The organism is Burkholderia sp. LMU1-1-1.1 (assembly GCF_040675865.1).
Lineage (GTDB): Bacteria > Pseudomonadota > Gammaproteobacteria > Burkholderiales > Burkholderiaceae_D > Rugamonas.
Window position 1 is genome coordinate 1 of the sequence record NZ_JBEGHG010000011.1, and the last position, 18,155, is coordinate 18,155.

Genomic DNA, 18,155 nt, shown 5'->3' on the forward strand with positions numbered 1-18,155 from the left:
GCGCTCGACGACGCCGCGCTGCTGACCGCCAAGGCCGGCGCCAGCGCCGACGCCGCCGACGACTTCAAGGCCGCGCTGACCAACGCCGGCGCCACGGCGCAGGCCGCGGCCGATGCCGCCGCGGCCGCTGCGGGGGCCAAGGCCGCCGCCGATGCCGCCAACGCCGCAGGCAAGCTGATACCGATACCGTCCAGCGCCGCGCGCAACGTCGCCGCCAGCACCGACGCCGACGCCGGCGCGGTCGGCCCCGACGACAAGGCCGGCGCCGCCGCCGTGTTGAAGGACGCGGCCGCCACGGCCGACGCCGCGACCACCGGCAAGGCCGCGCCGGCCGCCGACTTCCAGCAGCAACTGACCCGGTCAGAGCAAGCACAGCAGCATCAGTCCGACGCCGCGCTGGCCGCCGCCGCGCCGCGCGCCGGCGCCGCCAGCGCCGAGACATTGCCGGTGCTGAAGGACAGCGCCGCCGCCATCGCGCCGACCGCGCAAGCGGCGCTGGAGACCGCCAAGGCGGCCGCCGCCGCGCCGGCGGACAAGCTCACCAGCCGTGTCGGCACCCAGGCCTGGGACCAGCAACTGGGCCAGAAAGTCATCTTCATGGCCGCCGGCGGCGAACAGAGCGCTACCATGGAACTCAATCCGCCGGATCTGGGCCCGCTGCAGGTCGTGCTGAGCGTGAACAAGGACCAGGCCACCGCCGCCTTCAGCTCGGCCCAGCCGGAAGTGCGCCAGGCGCTCGAGGCGGCGCTGCCGAAGCTGCGCGAGATGATGAGCGAGGCCGGCATCCAGCTCGGCAGCGCGACGGTATCGGCCGGAATGTCGGACCAGAACAACGGTTTCAATCAGCAAGCCGCTTCCATGCAAAACGATAGCGCAAGCCAGCGCGGCGGCCGTGCCGGAGGCGCCGGTCTTGCCGGTCGCGGCGACGGCGACGATGGCGGCAACGCCGCGCGCGCCAACGCCCCGGCGCGGCGCGCGCCGGCCGGCGCGGTCGACACCTTCGCCTGAGCGGCGCGGGACGGCTACGGACGGACCGGGAACGGCGGCGCGGCCCTCCCGGTTTTGTTGTCGGTTCAACTATGGAAGCGTCAAGCAGCCACTGGATCACCGTTCTTTTCGGCATTTCCAACCGCGCAGGCACAACCGATAATGACATAATGGCGAAATGATCCATTCGTCCCAGACGGGCAAAGGCAAGGGTAATTTTGAAAGCGAATCCAAAAGTGAAAGCTGATCAGAAAGTTGAAGCGCCCGCGGGCGGCGGCAGCAAAAAGCTGATCATCATCATCGTCGCGGTGGTGCTGTTGCTCGGCGCGGCCGGCGGCGGCGCGGCCTGGTTCTTCATGCACGGCAAGGACGAGGCGCACGAGGAAGAAGACAAGCCGGCCAAGAAAAAATCGGCCAAGAAGGCCGGGCCGTCGGAGTACATCCCGGTCGAGCCGTTCACCGTCAACCTGCAGCCGGGCGAGGCCGGCGGCGACCAGTACCTGCAACTGGCGTTCACCCTGGAAGTGGGCAGCCTGGAAGAGGCGGACAACGTCAAGAAGAACATGGCCAAGGTGCGCAACCGCGTGCTGCTGCTGTTGTCGAGCAAAAAAGCCGCCGACATCAACACGCCCGAGGGCAAGGTCCAGCTGTCCAAGGAAATCACCGAGCAGTTGTCGGAACCGTTCGAACATCGCGGCGACAAGCAGGACATCATCGATGTGCTGTTCACGTCGTTTATCATCCAGTAAGCAGCAGTTGACAGGTAAGTAATCCACCATGGCCGATAATTTTCTCTCCCAGGAAGAAGTCGATGCCCTCCTGAAGGGCGTCAACGGCGACCAGGACGACGCCCAGCAGCAAGAGGACGTCGCCGGCGTACGGACCTACAACCTGGCCACGCAGGAACGCATCGTCCGCGGCCGGATGCCGACCCTGGAGATCATCAACGAGCGTTTCGCGCGCCTGCTGCGCGTGGGCCTGTTCAACTTCCTGCGCCGCAGCGCCGAGGTCTCGGTCGGCTCGGTGCGGGTGTCCAAGTACAGCGAATTCATCCGTAACCTGGTGGTGCCGACCAACCTCAACCTGGTGCACATGAAGCCGCTGCGCGGCACGGCGCTGATGGTGTTCGATCCGGGCCTGGTGTTCCTGCTGGTGGACAACCTGTTCGGCGGCGACGGCCGCTTCCACACCCGCGTCGAAGGGCGCGACTTCACCCAGACCGAGCAGCGCATCATCCTGCGCATCCTCGATATCGTGTTCGAGGCCTACACCAAGTCGTGGGAGCCGGTCTATCCGGTCGAGTTCGAGTACATCCGCTCGGAGATGAACACGCAGTTCGCCAACATCGCCACGCCGAACGAGGTGGTGGTGGCGTCGACCTTCACGGTGGAGCTGGGCTCGGTGTCGGGCCAGATCCACTTCTGCATGCCGTACTCGATGATCGAGCCGATCCGCGATTCGCTGACGTCGAGCCTGCAGGGCGAGGCGCTCGAGGTCGACAAGCGCTGGATCCGCCTGATGACGCAGCAAATCCAGATCGCCGAGGTCGAGATCGTCGCCTCGCTGGGCACGGCCAAGGTCAATTTCGACGAGATCCTCAACATGCGGGTGGGCGACATCATCCCGCTGACGATCCCGGAAATGATCTCGGCCACCGTCGACGGCGTGCCGGTGATGGACTGCAGCTACGGCGTGATGAACGGACAATACGCGTTGAAGGTCGAGAAATTGCTCGCCAATGCCGATAACCTTAAATAAGACCGCGGCGTTGGCCGCCGGTAACCGCAACACAGGAGAGAAACATGTCGGATAATCAAGACGACGATCAAAGCATGGACGACCCTTGGGGCGCCGCGATCGCCGAGCAAGCCCAGGCCGAGGCGGAGGCGCTGCAGGCGCAGCAAGCGCAGCAGGCCGCCAGCGCGGCCGTCTTCAAGGACTTCTCCGGCACGCCGAGCAAGACCGAGACCCACAACGATATCGACTTCATCCTCGACATCCCGGTCCAGCTGACGGTCGAACTGGGCCGCACCAAGATCGCCATCAAGAACCTGCTGCAACTGGCGCAGGGCTCGGTGGTCGAACTCGACGGCATGGCCGGCGAGCCGATGGACGTGCTGGTCAACGGCTGCCTGATCGCCCAGGGCGAGGTGGTGGTGGTCAACGACAAGTTCGGTATCCGCCTGACCGACATCATCACGCCATCCGAACGCATCCGAAAACTGAATAAATGAAGCACGGACCGACCCTTTCCCTGATCCTCGCGGCGGCCCTGGCCGCCGCGCCCGCGATCGCCCAGTCCACCGCGCCGGCCGCCGACAAGGCGGCGGCGACTTCCGCGCCGGCCACGGCGACGCCGGTCGTTCCGGCCGCCGCCGAAGCCGCCACGCCCGCCACCACCCCGGCGGCGCCGGCGGCCACCCCGCCCGGCCCGCTGGCGATGACCATCCCGACGCCGCCGCCGGCGGCCCCGGGCGCGGGCAGCCTGATGCAGACCACGTTGGCGCTGCTGTTCGTGCTGGCGCTGCTGGTGGGCGGCGCCTGGTTCCTCAAGCGCTTCGGCCCCAGGAACCTGGGCGGCGCCGGCGGCACCGTCAAGCTGGTCGGCTCGCTGAGCCTGGGCACGCGCGAGCGCATCCTGGTGGTCGAGGTGGGCGAGCAATGGATCGTCGTCGGCGCCTCGCCGGGCCGCATGAACGCGCTGGCGACCATGCCGCGCCAGGAAAACAGCGAAGCGGCGGTCCCCGCCACCCTGCAGACGGCCAACTTCGCCGAGTGGTTCAAACAAACGATCGACAAGCGCAATGCGAAATAACCAGCGGGGCAACACGCCGCGCGCCATGCCGCGCGCGCTCCCATCGCTGCTGCTGATGGGCGCGCTGGCGCTGCCGCTGCTGGCGGCCGCCCAGTCCAACATCGGCATCCCGGCGCTGAACGCGACGCCGGCGCCGGGCGGCGGCACCAACTACACGCTGCCGCTGCAGACCATGCTGCTGATGACGGCGCTGTCGTTCATCCCGGCGGCGTTGCTGTTGATGACTTGTTTCACCCGCATCATCATCGTGCTGTCGCTGCTGCGCCAGGCGCTGGGCACGCAGTCGGCGCCGCCGAACCAGGTCATCGTCGGCCTGGCGCTGTTCCTGACGCTGTTCGTCATGGGACCGACCTTCGACCGGATCTACAACGAGGCCTACCTGCCGCTGCAGGAAAACAGGATCAGCATGACCGAGGCGATGGACAAGGGCGCCGCCCCGCTCAAGACGTTCATGATGAAACAGACCCGCCAGGCCGACCTGGCGCTGTTCGTCAAGCTCTCGCGCAGCCCGGCCTTGCAGGGGCCGGAGGACGTGCCGCTGCGCATCCTGGTGCCGGCGTTCGTCACCAGCGAGCTGAAAACCGCGTTCCAGATCGGCTTCGCCATCTTCATCCCCTTCCTGATCATCGACATGGTGGTGGCGTCGGTGCTGATGTCGATGGGGATGATGATGATGTCGCCGGCGGTCATCTCGCTGCCGTTCAAGCTGATGCTGTTCGTGCTGGTCGACGGCTGGCAGCTGCTGCTGGGCTCGCTGGCGCAGAGTTTCTACTAGGAGGCCGCGATGACACCCGAAAGCGTCATGACAATGGGCCGCCACGCGATGGAGGTCACCCTGATGATCGCCGCGCCGATGCTGCTGGTGGCGCTGATCATCGGCCTGATCGTCAGCATCTTCCAGGCGGCCACGCAGATCAACGAGGCGACGCTGTCGTTCATCCCCAAGCTGGTCGGCATCTTCGTCGCGCTGGTGGTCGCCGGCCCGTGGATGTTGTCGGTCATGCTCGACTATATGCGCGAAGTGTTCGGCGGCATTCCCAACCTGGTTGGCTAAATGTTATTAGTTCCGCAGAGAAATGTAACTGTGGGTAACAAACCCTCATGATTACCGTCTCCAGTGCCGATATCAACATGTGGATCGCAGGATTGCTGTGGCCGCTCACGCGCATCCTCGGCCTGCTGGCGGCCGCCCCGCTGTTCGGCAACAAGGCGGTGCCGGCCAGCGTCAAGGTGATGCTGGGGGTGATGCTGGCGGCGATCGTGGCGCCGGCCGTGCCGGCGCTGCCGGCCACCGATCCGATGTCGCTGGCCGGACTGCTGATCCTGGCGCAAGAGATGCTGATCGGGCTGGCGATGGGCTTCAGCATCCGCATCATCTTCGCCGCCGTGGAAATGGCGGGGGAAATCGCCAGCCTGACGATGGGCCTGGGCTTCGCGACGTTCTTCGATCCGAACACGCAGGGGCGCTCGTCGGCGATCAGCCAGTTCCTGGCGCTGGTGGCGACCCTCGGTTTCCTGTCCGTTAACGCCCATCTGGTGCTGCTGTCGGCGCTGGTGGAGAGTTTTTCGTCGTTGCCGGTGTCGGCCACGCCGATCTACAGCGGCGGCTTCAAGCAGCTGGCCGACTGGGGCGGACGGATCTTCAGCACCGGTGTCCAGCTGTCGCTGCCGATCGTGGCGGCGTTGTTGATCACCAACGTCGCGCTCGGGATTTTGACGCGCGCGGCGCCGGCTTTGAATTTGTTCGGGATCGGTTTTCCGATCACTTTAGGTGTGGGTTTGCTGGTGGTCGCCATGACACTGCCGTACCTGGCGACGCCGGTACAGAACCTGTTTTTGGATGGCATTGAACGGGCGCGGCTGATGCCGCGCACCTGGTCCCAGCGGCCCCCTCCCGTCGTCCCGGCAAGCTTGCCGGAGCGACAACCGGGCCCGGCGTCATAGCGAAGTTCAATCGCCTTCCGGTAGTATTTGATTTCCATGCGGCAATTTAATGCGTATCATGGGAGTTCCCCGGGAGACACAGCAATGACTTCGATCATCACAGGCTTTACCACAGACCAGATCACCAGCCTATCGACGGCGATGATCGCGAGCCTGTCGACCGAAGACTTGCAAGCCTTCAGTTCCGACCAGTTTTCCGTGCTGAGCACGGCGCAATTGCGCGCCATCGGCACCCGCCAGCTGGGCTTCCTGACCGCCGACGGCCTCGCCGGCCTGACCACCGACCAGGTGCCGGCGCTGACGCTGCCCCAGGTGGCCGCGCTGACCACCCTCCAGATCGCCCTGCTGAGCACCGACCAGCTGGTCGCGCTGAGCACCCGCGAGATGACCGCCCTCGGCAGCCGCCAGCTCAACGCCCTCAACCACCTGCAAGTGGCCGCCCTCGAGACCGACGACCTGCGCGCGCTGCAAACGCTGCAGATCGCCACGCTCGGCTCGGACCAGGTCGCCTCGCTGACCACCGACCAGCTCAACGCGCTGGCCACGCGCCAGCTGGTCGCGCTGAGCACGGGCGCGATCCGGGCGCTGGGCGCCGACCAGTTGACCTCGCTGGCGACGGCCGCCTTGGCGCGCCTGGCCACGCAGCAGATCAACGCCTTGACGGCCGAACAGCTGGCGCTGGTGTCGACCGACCAGATCGCCGGCCTGTCCACCCTGCAGATCGGCGCGCTGGCCACGGCCTCGCTGGCCGTGCTCACCAGCGACCAGATCGCCGCGATCGAAACGCGCGACCTGATCGCGATGAGCCCGGCCCAGATCGCCCTGCTCAACGGCGACCAGCTCGCCGGCCTGAGCACCGACCAGGTGCATGCGCTGCGCAGCAACGCCATCGCCGCGCTCACCATCGACCAGTTGCCGGTGCTGACGACCGACCAGATCGCCGCGCTGGCGTCGCTGGCCCCGCTCAACTCGGCGCAGATGGCCGCGCTCACCACGGGCCAGATCGCCTCCCTGACGACCGCGACCGTCGCCGCGCTCGGCAGCGCGCAGCTGGCCGCGCTGCTGCCCGAGCAGGTGCAGGCGCTCACCACCGACCAGATCGCCGGCCTGGGCACGGCCCAGGTGGCGGCGCTGACCACCGCCATGGTCGGGCAGTTGACCACCGACCAGGTGGCCGCGCTCGAGACGCGCGACCTGGCCCGGCTGACCAGCGCGCAGATCCGCGTGCTCAACACCAGCCAGTTGGCGGCGCTGACCACCGACCAGATGGTCGCGCTCAGCAGCGACAACCTGGCCGCGCTGCTGCCCGAACAGCTGGCCGCGCTCAGCACCGACCAGATCGCCGCGCTCAAGAGCCTGGCGCCGCTGGGCACGCTGCAGATGGCGGCGCTCACGACCGACCAGATCGTCTCGCTGGAAACGCGCGACCTGGTCAACCTGACCAGCACGCAGCTGGCGGCGCTGACCGTCGAGCAGGTGCAGGCGCTGACGGCGACCCAGATCATCGACCTGACCGCCGCCCAGTACCGCGGCCTGGGCACCGCCATGCTCAACGCGCTCACCAGCGCCCAGATCGGCCAGATCGAAACGCGCGACATCGCCGCGCTGCAATCGGCGCAGGTGGCGCGCCTGTCGACCGACCAGATCGTCGCCCTCAACAGCGACCAGTTCGGCGCGCTGGCGAGCGCCGCCGTCGCCGCCCTCGACACCGACCAGATCGGCGTGCTCACGAGCGACCAGGTCAACGCGCTGTCGACCCTGGCCATGCTGTCGAGCGTCCAGATCGCCGGCATCACCACCGGACAGCTGGCCTCGCTGACGACGCGCAACCTCGGCACGCTCACCAGCGGCCAGCTGCGCGCGCTGTCGCTGGAACAGGCGCAATCGCTGACGACCGACCAGATCGTAGCGCTGAGCGCGGCGCAATTGCGCGGCCTGGGCTCGGCGACCATCGCCGCGCTCTCGACCGACCAGGTCGCCGCCATCGAAACGCGCGACATCGCCGGCCTCGACACCATCCAGATCAGCCAGCTCACCAGCGACCAGATCGCCGCGCTCGGCACCGCCCAAGTCGCCGCGCTCGGCACCGCCGGCACCGTCGCCCTGACCACCGACCAGATCGTCGTGCTCAGCACCGACCAGATCGACGCGCTGCGCTTCATCGACGCCCTGTCGACGCGCCAGGTGCGGGCGCTGACGACCGCCCAGGTCGCCAGCATCACGACCGCCGACTTCAGCGCGCTGGCCACCCGCCAGTTCGGCGCCTTCGACAACGGCCAGCTGGCCGCGCTCACGACCGACCAGGTCGTCGCGCTCAACAGCGCCCAGCTGGTGGCGCTGAGCAACGAGGCCGTCGCCGCGCTGACCACCGACGCCATCGCCGCCATCGAAACGCGCGACTTCAGGGCGCTGCGCACGGCGCAACTGGCGCGCCTGGGCACCGAACAGATCGCCGCGCTGACCACCGCCCAATTGGCCGTGCTGGGCACGGCGGGCATCCGCGCGCTCAACGCCGAGCAGCTGGCCGCGCTCAACAGCGACCAGATCGCCGCGCTGAGCGCGCTCACGCCGCTGACCTCGCGCCAGATGGCGTCGTTGACGACCGACCAGATCGCCCAGATGGGCACGGCCGACTTCGCCTCGCTGCAGACCAGCCAGATCGCCGCGCTCAGCGTCGAACAAGCCGCCGCCATGACCAGCGACCAGGTGCAGGCCATGTCGACCGCGCAGGTGCGCGCGCTGGGCACCGACCGCATCGCCGCGCTCGGCACGGACCGCATCGCCGCGCTGCGCCTCGACGAGATCATGGCGCTGAGCACGCGCCAGATCACCGCGCTCGGCAGCGACCAGCTCGACGCGCTGAGCACCCGGCAATTGCGCGCGCTGACGACGGCCGAGGTGGCCGCGCTGACGGCGGCCCAGATCGCCAGCCTGGACGACGCCCAGATCGACGCGCTGGCCACGTTGAGCGCGCTGACCACCCGGCAGCTGGGCGCGTTCAGCACCGACCAGCTGTCGCACCTGAACCTGGCCGACCTGGCGAGCCTGCGCTCGAACCAGATCGCCGCCCTGGGCAGCGACCAGCTGATCGCGCTGACCACCGACCAGATCGCCGGCCTGGCCACCGCGCAAGTGCGCGGCGTATCGACCGCCAACATCGGCCTGTTGACCACCGACCAGATCGTCGCGCTGAGCTACACGGTGCTGGCCAGCCTGTCGACCCGGCAAGTGGCGGCGCTGTCGACCGACCAGGTGGCGTCCTTGACGACCAACCAGATCACCGTGCTGACCACGCAGGAGATCGCCGCGCTGACGCCCGAGCAGAAGGCCGCCCTCACCAGCGACCAGCTCGGCGCGCTGTCGTCGCTGGCGAGCTTCTCGACGGCCGCCATCGCCGCGCTCACCACCAACCAGATCGCCTCGCTGTCGCTGGGCATCCTGGCCAGCCTGACGACGCGCCAGATCGCCGCCCTCACCACCGACCAGATCGGCGCCCTGAGCACCAACGCCGTGGTCGCGCTGACCACCGCGCAGATCCGCGCGCTGGGTTCGGCCCAGATCGCCGCGCTGACCTCCGACCAGGTGCCCGCCATCGAGCTGGTCGACGTGCTGGCGCTGTCGACGCGGCAAATCGCGGCGCTCACCACCGACCAGCTGGGCCGGCTGACCAACGCCCAGTTCGCGACCTTGAGCACGCAGCACATCGCCGCCTTGACCACGGGCCAGATCGCCGCGCTCACGACCAGCCAGGTGGCCAGCTTCGCCAACCTGGCGCCGCTGACGAGCCGCCAGATCGCCGCCCTCACCACCGACCAGATCGCCAGCCTGGCGCTGGACAAGATCGCCACGCTGCGCACCAACCAGATCGCCGGCCTGACCAGCATCCAGGTGGGGGCGCTGACGACCAACCAGATCGTCGCGCTGAGCACCGCGCAGGTGCGCAGCCTCAACGCCGCCACCCTGGCCGCGCTGTCGACCGACCAGGTGGCCGCGATCGAGGCGGTCGACATCGCCGCGCTGGGCACCAACCAGATCACCACCCTCACCAGCGACCAGCTGGCCGCGCTCACCGCCGGCCAGTTCGCCGCGCTGAGCACGCGCGCCATGGCCAGCCTGACGAGCGTGCAGATCGCCGCGCTCTCGACCGCCCAGCTGGGTAGCCTGGCCTCGCTGGCGCCGTTGACCACGCTGCAGATCCGGGCCCTGACCGGCACCCAGATCGACAGCCTGGGCCTGGGCCAGATCACCACCCTGAACACGCGCCAGCTCAACGCGCTGGCCAGCGCCCAGCTGCAGGCGCTCAACACCAACCAGATCGTCGCGCTCGAGACGCGCCAGGTGCGCGGCCTGTCGACGGCGGCGCTGGCGGCCTTGACGACCGACCAGATCGCCGCGATCGAACTGGCCGACATCGTCGTGCTGCGGACCGACCAGGTCGCCTCGCTGACGACCGACCAGGTGTCCGCGCTGACCCTGGTGCAACTGGCCAGCATGACCAGCCAGGAGGTCGGCGCGCTGACCACCCGCCAGATCGCCGCGCTGAGCAACGCGCAGTTCGCCGCGCTGGGCAGCCTGGCCAGCCTGAGCACGCGCCAGATCGCCGGCCTGTCGAGCGACCAGATCCTCGCGCTTACGCCGGACCAGTTCGCCGCGCTGCGCACCGCCCAGATCGCCGCGTTCACGACCGCCCAGGTCCAGTTCTTCACCACCGACCAGATCCCGGCGCTGACCACCGCGCAAGTGCGCGCGCTGTCGAACGCGGCGATCGCGTCGCTGACCACCGACCAGATCGCCGCGCTGGCCGGCGACGACCTGGCCGCGCTCAAGACCAGCCAGCTCGTGGTGCTGAACAGCGACCAGCTGGCGGCGCTGTCGGCCGACCAGTACAACGCCCTCACCAGCGTCGAGATCGCCGCGCTGACGACCAGCCAGATCGGCTACCTGACGGCGGCCCAGCTGGCAGCGCTGTCGAGCCTGAAACCGCTGACGAGCGTGCAGATCGCCGCCCTCAGCACCGACCAGATCGGCGCGATGGCGGCCGACCGCTTCGCCACGCTGGGCACGCGCCAGCTGGCCGCGTTGACCAAGAACCAGGCCGGCGGCCTGACCGCCGCCCAGCTGATCACCTTGTCGACCGGGCAGATCCGCGCCATCGCCACCGCCCTGCTGTCGCGCCTGGACCCGACCCTGATCGCCCAGATCGAGGTCGAGGACCTGGCCGCGTTCACCACCGCGCAGCTGCGCTCGCTCACCACCGACCAGGTCGTCGCGTTGACCTTGGACCAGCTGCACGCGCTCAGCAGCGCCGACATCGCCGCCTTCTCGCAGACCCAGCTGGGCGCGATGACGCCCGAGCAGGCCGCCGCGCTGGGCAACCTGGCCGACTACACCACCGCGCAGATCGCCGCCATGTCGCTGGCGCGCATCGCCGCGCTGACGGCGTCCGACATCGAACTGCTGAACTCGCGCCAGATCGGCGCGCTGCAGACCGAGCAGATCGCCGTGTTCAGCGCCGAGCAGCTGGTCGCGCTGAGCGCGGCCCAGGTCGGCGCGTTGAGCCTGCCGGCGCTGCGCGCGCTGACCGTCGCTCAGATCGCCGCCATCGAGGCGGCCGACATCCCCGGCCTGAAAACGACGCAGATCCAGGCGCTGTCGACCGACCAGTTGCTGGCGTTCACCGTCGACCAGATCGGCGCGCTGACCAGCCAGGAAGTGGCCAGCCTCAAGCCGCAACAGGTCAGCGTGCTGAGCGCCGACCAGCTGCACGCGCTGACCAACATCCGCGCGCTGACCACCGCGCAGGTGCGGGCGCTGACCGGCGACCAGCTGCAGGCGCTGCTGCCCGACCAGATCGCCGCGCTGCGCACCGCCCAGATCGCCGCGCTGAGCAACACCCAGGCCGCCCTGCTGACGACCGACCAGATCGTCGCGCTGACCACCGCCGAACTGCTGGCGCTGAGCACGCGCGCGCTGGCCGCGCTCACCGCCGAGCAGATCGCCGCGATCGAGCTGGGCGACATCGCCGCGCTGCGCTCGACACAGCTGATGTCGCTGACGACCGACCAGATCGTCGCGCTGACCAACGACCAGATCGCCTCCCTCTCCACCGGCGCGATCGGCGCGCTGACGGCCAACCAGGTGCGCGCGCTGAGCGCCGACCAGATCATCAACCTGAGCCCGACGCAGGCGGCCGCGCTGTCGACCCGCAGCATCGCCACGCTCAGCGCCGACCAGTTCGCCGCGCTCGAGCCTGGCGACCTGGCCGCGCTGAAGACCGCCCAGATCCGCGCGCTGACCTCGGCGGAGATCAGCGGCATGACCACCAGCCAGCTGCTGGCGCTGACGGCGGCCCAGGTGGCCGCGCTCAGCGCCGCGCAACTGGGCTATCTGACGCCGGAGCAGTTCGCGCTGCTCGACGTGATCGGCTCGTTCAGCACCGCCCAGGTGGCCGCGCTGAGCACCGAACGCATCCAGGCGCTCAGCGACACCCAGCTGGCCGCGCTGAGCAGCAGGCAGGTGGGCGCGCTCACCAGCAAACAGGTGCAGGCGCTGACCACCCACCAGATCCAGGCGCTGTCGGCCGACCAATGGCGCGCGCTGGGCACCGCCGCGCTGCGCGGCCTGTCGAGCGAGCAGATCGCCGCAATGGAGATCGAGGATTTGTCCGGCCTGCGCGCCAGCCAGTTCGCGGCCCTGTCGACCTTGCAGATTTCCCAGTTGAGCGTCGAGCAGTTCGGCGTGCTGTCGACGGCCGAACTGGCGTCGCTGACGGCGGCCCAGATGAAGGCGGTGTCGAACGAACAACTGGCCGGCCTGACGACCTTGTCGGCCTTCACCAGCACCCAGGTCGCCGCGCTGACCACGGACCAGGTGGTCGCGCTTGGATTGGACCAGCTCGCCACATTGCGCTCGGCCCAGGTCGCCGCGCTGACGCTCGCGCAGATGCGCGCCATCAGCACCGACCAGCTGGTGGCGCTAAGCACGGCCCAGGTGCGCGCCATCAACCTGGCCGCCTTGGCCGGGCTCAGCAGCGACCAGATCGCCAGCATCGAGCTGCAGGACATCGGCGCGCTCAGCGACGCCCAGGTCGACGCCCTGACCCGGCCGCAGATCGCGGCGCTCACGCTAGATCAGGTCGCCATCCTGAACACCTCGCAGATCGAGGCCATCAGCGTGGCCGACATCGGCGCGCTGTCGGCCGGCCAGATCAACAGCCTGCGCACCTTGAGCGCGCTCAACGCCGGCCAGGTGGCGGCGCTGACCACGCAGCAATTGGGCGCCATCGACGGCGACCACTTCGCCACCCTGCGCTCGACGCAGCTCAACGGACTGAGCGTAAGCCAGGTGGCCCAACTGACCGCCGGCCAGCTCGGCGCGCTGAGCACCCGGCAACTGCCCGGCCTGAACCTGACCGCGCTGAGCACGATTCAAATCGGCGCGCTGAACGTGGCGGCCGTCACCGGCCTGACCTCGGCGCAACTGAGTTCGCTGAAAACCAGCCAGTTGGGCGCGCTCACGATCGAACAATTCGGGGCGCTGGCGACGCGCGCCCTGGCCGGGCTGGACGTGACGAAGATCCGCGGCCTGACCACCGCCCAGCTCGGCTCGCTGAGCTCGCTGAACACCTTCACCGCCGGACAGATGTCCGGCTTCACGTCGGCCCAGATCGCCGGCCTGGGCGCCGAAATGATCGGCAACCTGCGCACCAACCAATTGGCCGCGCTGGGCGCGGCGCAGGCGCTTGGCCTGACCACCGCCCAGATGGCGACGCTGGAGGCGCCGCAGGTCGTGGCGTTGAACGCGTCGGTGTTCAACGCGCTGAACTCGGACCAGATCCAGATGCTCGACGCCAACGACATCGTCGCGCTCAAGACCTCCCAGGTGAGCGCGCTGTCGGCCGGCACCATCGCCAACCTGAGCGCCAACCAGGTCGCCGCGTTCACCACGGCGCAGGTGCGCTCGCTCAAGGCCACCCAGATCGCCGCGCTCACGTCCGACCAGATCGCCGCGCTGACGGTGGCCGAGCTGTCGGCCTTCACGATGGTGCAGGCCGGCGCGTTCAGCGCCGACCAGCTGGCCGCGCTGAGCGACGAGCAGCGCGCGGCGTTGCTGACCAGTCCTTTGATCCTCGATCTCGACGGCAACGGCGTGCGCACCCTGGCGCTGGAGGCCGGCGTGCGCTTCGACCTGCACGCCGACGGCCAGCAGGTCGCCACCGGCTGGGTCGGCCGGGGGGACGGCCTGCTCGCGCTGGACCGCAACCATGACGGCACGATCAACGACGGCGGCGAGCTGTTCGGCACATCGACCGCCACCGCCGGCGGCAAGGCGCGCGACGGCTTCGCGGCGCTGGCCGACATCGACGCCAACGGCGACGGCGTCGTCGACCGCCAGGACGCGCAGTTCGGCGACCTGCGCGTGTGGGTGGACGCCAACGCGGACGGCGTCAGCCAGAGCGGCGAGCTGCGCACGCTGGACGCGCTGGGCATCGCCAGCATGAGCGTCGGCGCCACCGGCACCAGCGAACTGGACAACGGCAACTGGATCGGGCTGCGGTCCAGCTACACCACCACCGACGGCGGCGTCCACCAGGTGGCCGACGTCTGGTTCCGGGCCGAACGTTCGACTCCGGTGGGCACCCAGGTGAGCGCGCTGGCGCAAGCGCTGGGCGGCTACGCGCAGGCGCAGGCCGCGATGGACACGGCGGGCGGCCAGTTGACGATGCCGGCGCTCACGGCGGCTTCGGCCGGCATGGGCGCCGCGCAGAGCGCGCTGGGCGGCAGCGTCGCCGCGCTGGGCGAGCAGATCAGGCAATACCAGGCGAGCACCGGCTTGAGCGGCGGCGCGGCGGCGCACGCCGACGAGTGGTTCCGCAAGCCGGCGCCAACGGGCATGCTGGCCGCCAAGTAAGACGGGCGCGGTCAACGAAACGGCAAGCGCCCGCTTGCCGTTTTTTTTGCGCCGTCCGTTTGCACTTTGCAATTTACACAACGTTGATTCCTTCGTAGACTAGCGTCGATACCTCCACCGGCCGACCAGCATGCCCACGCGAAAAATCAAGATCGGCGCCAAAACCGTCCAGCTGGACGCGCGCCCGGACCGGCTCGACCTGCGCGACCGTCCCTACGCGCCGCCGATCGCCTCGCTGCCGCCGCGCTGGCCCGACGACGCCGCGCTGCGCAAGCTGCTGCCGCCGTACATCGAACAGGGCCTGGTGCTGGACCAGAAAAAAGACGGCGCCTGCACCGGCTACGGACTGGCGGCCACCGTCAATTTCCTGTTGTGGAAGACTGCGAAAAACAAAAAGGATTTCACCGGCGTCAGCCCGCACATGCTGTACGACCTGGCGCGCTTCTACGACGAATGGCCGGGCGAGGATTACGACGGCTCGAGCTGCCGCGGCGCGATGAAGGGCTGGAACAAGCACGGCAGCTGCGCCGGCGCGCTGTGGACCCGCAGCGTGCACGCGGCCGGCGCCAGGGCCTACCGCCCCGCCGCCGACTGGGCGCGCGACGCGCTGGCGCGCCCGCTGGGCACCTATTACCGGGTCGACAGCGCATCGGTGTCCGACATGCAGGCGGCCATCCACGAGATCGGCGCCATCTACGTATCGGCCGCCGTGCACGACGGCTGGGCGCTCGAGGCCAGCCCGCCGCAGGCGTCCGCCGGCGGCCACGACGGCCTGCCGGCCATCGCCTGGCGCGATGGCGCCGCGGCGACCGGCGGCCACGCCTTCGCGCTGGTCGGCTACAACGAGCGCGGCTTCGTGGTGCAGAACTCCTGGGGGACGGACTGGGGCGCGGGCGGCTTTGCCGTGCTGAGCTATCCGGACTGGATCGCCAACGGCACCGACGCCTGGGTCGCCGCGCTGGGCGTGCCGCAGGTGGAACAGGCGCTGCCGCCATCGCGCGCGCGGCGCATCGGCAACTCGCTGGTGTCGGGCGAAGTCCGTCCGCACAGTGGCCCGCACATCGCTCCGGCCACGGCGGCCCACCCGTGGACCACCGAGGCCGCCTACGAGCACGCGCTGGTGGCCGGCAACAACGGCGCGGTGCGCATCGGCCGGCCCGACATCGGCCGCGCCGGCGACCTGGTCGAGCGGGTGGCGCTGGACAACATCGGCCGCTGGCTGCGCGGCGACGGCGCCGCCAGCGGGAAAGTGGTGATCTACGCCCACGGCGGCCTCAACAAGGAGGAAGAGTCCATCCGGCGCATCCGCGTCATGGGACCCTACTTCATGGCCAACGGCGTCTATCCGCTGTTCTACACTTGGCGCACCGGCATCCTCGACACCCTGGCCGGCTCGCTGGACGACGCGCTCGGCATCGCACCCCGGGCCCTGGTCGGGGGCCTGGTCGCCGAGGCCCGGGACAAGCTGCTGGAGGCGGCCGCCCACAACATCAAGTGGTTGTGGAACGAGATGAAGGCCAACGCCGCCGAGGCCGCGCTGGACGGCGGTGCGCTGCACCTGCTGGCCGCCGTGCTGGGGCGGCTGCGCGCCGCCCACCCCGGGCTGGAGCTGCACCTGGTGGGCCATTCGGCCGGCGCCTTCGTGCACGGCCACCTGCTGGACCTGTGCCAGGCCGCCGGCGTGCCGATCGCGTCGGTGACGCTGTACGCGCCGGCCTGTTCGCTCGACTTCGCCGCGCGCCACTACCAGGCCAGGGTGGCCGACAAATTCCTCGCCGCCGACCGCTTCTGGCTGCACCTGCTGTCGGACGTGAGCGAGCGCGCCGACACGGTCGGGCCGTACGGCAAGTCCTTGCTGTATCTGGTGAGCCGGGGCTTTGAAAACGTACGCAAGACGCCGCTGGCGGGCCTGCAGCGCCTGCTATACCGGAACGCCAACCAGCACGACGACGATCTGTGGAAGCCGGCCGACTGGCCGCAAGTGAAGGCGTGGCGCGCGTGGGTGGCGGCGCTGCCGCCGCAGGCCGACGGCGCCGCCGCGTGCGAGGTGACGAGCGACCGGATCAGGGTGTCGGCCACGCGCACCGAGCAGGCCAGCCACGGCGGCTTCGACAACGATATCCGCGTGCTCGGGCGCACCATCAACCGGGTGCTGGGCCGCCCGCCGTCGGCGCCGCTGGCGGTGCCGGTCGCGGATCTGGGATATTGAGCCGGCCGCTTAGCTGATGTAGTTGAACAGCGACAGGCCGGACAGGGTCTTGAACGACTTCTGCGCCGCGTCCAGGTTGGTCTGCTGCTGCGTGAACAACGAGATCGCCTTGACCACGTCGACGTCCTGCAGGCCGGACAAAGTGGTCGCGTATTGCAGGTTCAGGTCGTCGCCGGAGCTGTCGAGGTAGTCGAGCTCCTTGAGGCGCGAGCCGACCGCCGACTCGATCGACAGCATATTGTCGTAGGCGTTGTCGATGTTCAGGTGCGCCTGGTTGAGCTTGTTGCTCAGGCTGGCCTGGCCGGCCGGGCCGTCGCCGGGCGCGCGCAGCGCGGAAATGATGTCGGTGATGGTGGTGAACACCGACTGCTTGGTGCTGGGCTCGACGCTGAAGCTGTCGAGGTCGGCCGGATCGCCCTTGATATCGAACTGCAAGCCGTCAAAGGTGATGTTCTGGCCGCTGACGTAGGGCTGCGGCACGGCCGGCACCGGCGTGGCCGGCACCGGCTGGTTCAATGTCAGGTCGGTGACGGTGTAGGTGGTCACCTTCGGCACGCCCGGCGTGGCCGGCACCACCTGGAAATCGATCTGGTAGCGGTTGCCGGTCAGCTGCGTGGCGTCCTTGACCGAGCCGCCGCTGATGATGCCGCTGCCGCCGCGGTCGAAATTGCCGGGCGCGGCGCCGGTGACGAAAGTGCCGTTGCCGGTGGCGTTGTTCTCATACACGGACGCGCCCGAATCGCTGATCGGCAGGGTGCGCGTCGAGCCCACCTGCAGCGAGCGCTGTCCCTGGTCGCCCTGGTAGGCGGCGCCGGTGGCCGTTTGCGTGAACGGCAACGTGGTCGATTTGTAGCCGGAGAAAACATAGCCGCCGACGCCGTCCGAGCTGTTGGCCTGGCCCAGCAAATCCTGCAGCCTGCCCTCGAGCTCCACGGCCAGCGATTCGCGGTCCTTTTGGGCCATGCTGCCGTTGCCGGCGTTGACCAGCAGGGTCTTGATGTCCTGCATGATCGTGCCCGAGCTGTGCAGAGCCACCGTTTCCAGCGACAACATGCTCTTGGCGTTGGAACGGTTGGTCACCAGTTGGGTGTTGATGCCTTGCGATTGCGTCACTTCCAGAGCGCGCGCGGTGGCGATCGGATCGTCGGCGGCGGTCAGGTTCTTGCGCCCGGTCGACAACTGCGACTGGGTACGCGCGAGCGCCGACTGCAGCGAGCTGATCTGCCCGACGCCGACGTCGTAGATGGTCTTGGAACTGATGCGCATGATCATGATGCTACCTCGTCTATA

Annotated in this window: 11 protein-coding genes; 10 read left to right on the top strand and 1 reads right to left on the bottom strand. The window is 69.0% G+C overall.

Translation table 11 applies throughout. The annotated features are described in order from the left end of the window. The 10 genes from MRBLMU1_RS11105 to MRBLMU1_RS11150 form a co-directional block, all read left to right on the top strand. On the top strand, positions 1-1,008 hold a 1,008-nt coding region (locus MRBLMU1_RS11105; protein WP_363500988.1), incomplete at its 5' end, for a flagellar hook-length control protein FliK. A 215-nt stretch (positions 1,009-1,223) separates the two neighbouring features. Next, complete coding sequence (fliL, locus tag MRBLMU1_RS11110; protein ID WP_363500991.1) at positions 1,224-1,736, top strand: flagellar basal body-associated protein FliL; 513 nt, start codon at positions 1,224-1,226, stop codon at positions 1,734-1,736. Positions 1,737-1,764: 28 nt separating this feature from the next. After that, entirely contained in the window at positions 1,765-2,745 is a 981-nt protein-coding gene (gene fliM / locus MRBLMU1_RS11115) for a flagellar motor switch protein FliM (protein WP_363500994.1), read from the top strand. A 44-nt stretch (positions 2,746-2,789) separates the two neighbouring features. Next, positions 2,790-3,221 (top strand): flagellar motor switch protein FliN, encoded by a 432-nt coding sequence (fliN, locus tag MRBLMU1_RS11120; protein ID WP_090322382.1) that lies wholly within the window; start codon positions 2,790-2,792, stop codon positions 3,219-3,221. Beyond that, on the top strand, positions 3,218-3,802 hold the full coding sequence (gene fliO / locus MRBLMU1_RS11125) for a flagellar biosynthetic protein FliO (protein WP_363500997.1): 585 nt from the start codon (positions 3,218-3,220) through the stop codon (positions 3,800-3,802). Before fliN ends, fliO begins: the two co-directional genes overlap by 4 nt. After that, positions 3,792-4,577, top strand: coding sequence for a flagellar type III secretion system pore protein FliP (gene fliP, locus MRBLMU1_RS11130; protein WP_363501000.1), 786 nt, complete (start codon positions 3,792-3,794; stop codon positions 4,575-4,577). Before fliO ends, fliP begins: the two co-directional genes overlap by 11 nt. A gap of 9 nt (positions 4,578-4,586) precedes the next feature. Further along, positions 4,587-4,856 carry a flagellar biosynthesis protein FliQ gene (gene fliQ / locus MRBLMU1_RS11135; RefSeq protein ID WP_363501003.1) on the top strand — a complete coding sequence of 90 codons (270 nt, stop codon included), beginning with the start codon at positions 4,587-4,589 and terminating at the stop codon, positions 4,854-4,856. A gap of 47 nt (positions 4,857-4,903) precedes the next feature. Next, positions 4,904-5,746 carry a flagellar biosynthetic protein FliR gene (gene fliR / locus MRBLMU1_RS11140; RefSeq protein ID WP_363501006.1) on the top strand — a complete coding sequence of 281 codons (843 nt, stop codon included), beginning with the start codon at positions 4,904-4,906 and terminating at the stop codon, positions 5,744-5,746. 84 nt (positions 5,747-5,830) lie between these two features. After that, positions 5,831-14,656 (top strand): beta strand repeat-containing protein, encoded by an 8,826-nt coding sequence (locus MRBLMU1_RS11145; RefSeq protein WP_363501009.1) that lies wholly within the window; start codon positions 5,831-5,833, stop codon positions 14,654-14,656. 130 nt (positions 14,657-14,786) lie between these two features. Continuing rightward, positions 14,787-16,865, top strand: a complete 2,079-nt coding sequence (locus tag MRBLMU1_RS11150) for a C1 family peptidase (RefSeq protein ID WP_363501012.1) — start codon at positions 14,787-14,789, stop codon at positions 16,863-16,865. Between the two features lie 9 nt (positions 16,866-16,874). On the opposite strand, the gene flgL is transcribed toward MRBLMU1_RS11150, so the two are convergent. Beyond that, positions 16,875-18,137, bottom strand: a complete 1,263-nt coding sequence (flgL, locus tag MRBLMU1_RS11155) for a flagellar hook-associated protein FlgL (RefSeq protein WP_363501015.1) — start codon at positions 18,135-18,137, stop codon at positions 16,875-16,877. Between the last annotated feature and the right edge of the window lie 18 nt (positions 18,138-18,155).

Bases quoted from the DNA above. Each gene is read 5' to 3' on its own strand.
- flgL (WP_363501015.1), bottom strand. From the start codon at position 18,137: ATGATCATGCGCATCAGTTCCAAGACCATCTACGACGTCGGCGTCGGG.
- fliQ (WP_363501003.1), top strand. From the start codon at position 4,587: ATGACACCCGAAAGCGTCATGACAATGGGCCGCCACGCGATGGAGGTC.
- MRBLMU1_RS11150 (WP_363501012.1), top strand. From the start codon at position 14,787: ATGCCCACGCGAAAAATCAAGATCGGCGCCAAAACCGTCCAGCTGGAC.
- fliO (WP_363500997.1), top strand. From the start codon at position 3,218: ATGAAGCACGGACCGACCCTTTCCCTGATCCTCGCGGCGGCCCTGGCC.
- fliN (WP_090322382.1), top strand. From the start codon at position 2,790: ATGTCGGATAATCAAGACGACGATCAAAGCATGGACGACCCTTGGGGC.
- fliP (WP_363501000.1), top strand. From the start codon at position 3,792: ATGCGAAATAACCAGCGGGGCAACACGCCGCGCGCCATGCCGCGCGCG.
- fliR (WP_363501006.1), top strand. From the start codon at position 4,904: ATGATTACCGTCTCCAGTGCCGATATCAACATGTGGATCGCAGGATTG.
- MRBLMU1_RS11145 (WP_363501009.1), top strand. From the start codon at position 5,831: ATGACTTCGATCATCACAGGCTTTACCACAGACCAGATCACCAGCCTA.
- fliM (WP_363500994.1), top strand. From the start codon at position 1,765: ATGGCCGATAATTTTCTCTCCCAGGAAGAAGTCGATGCCCTCCTGAAG.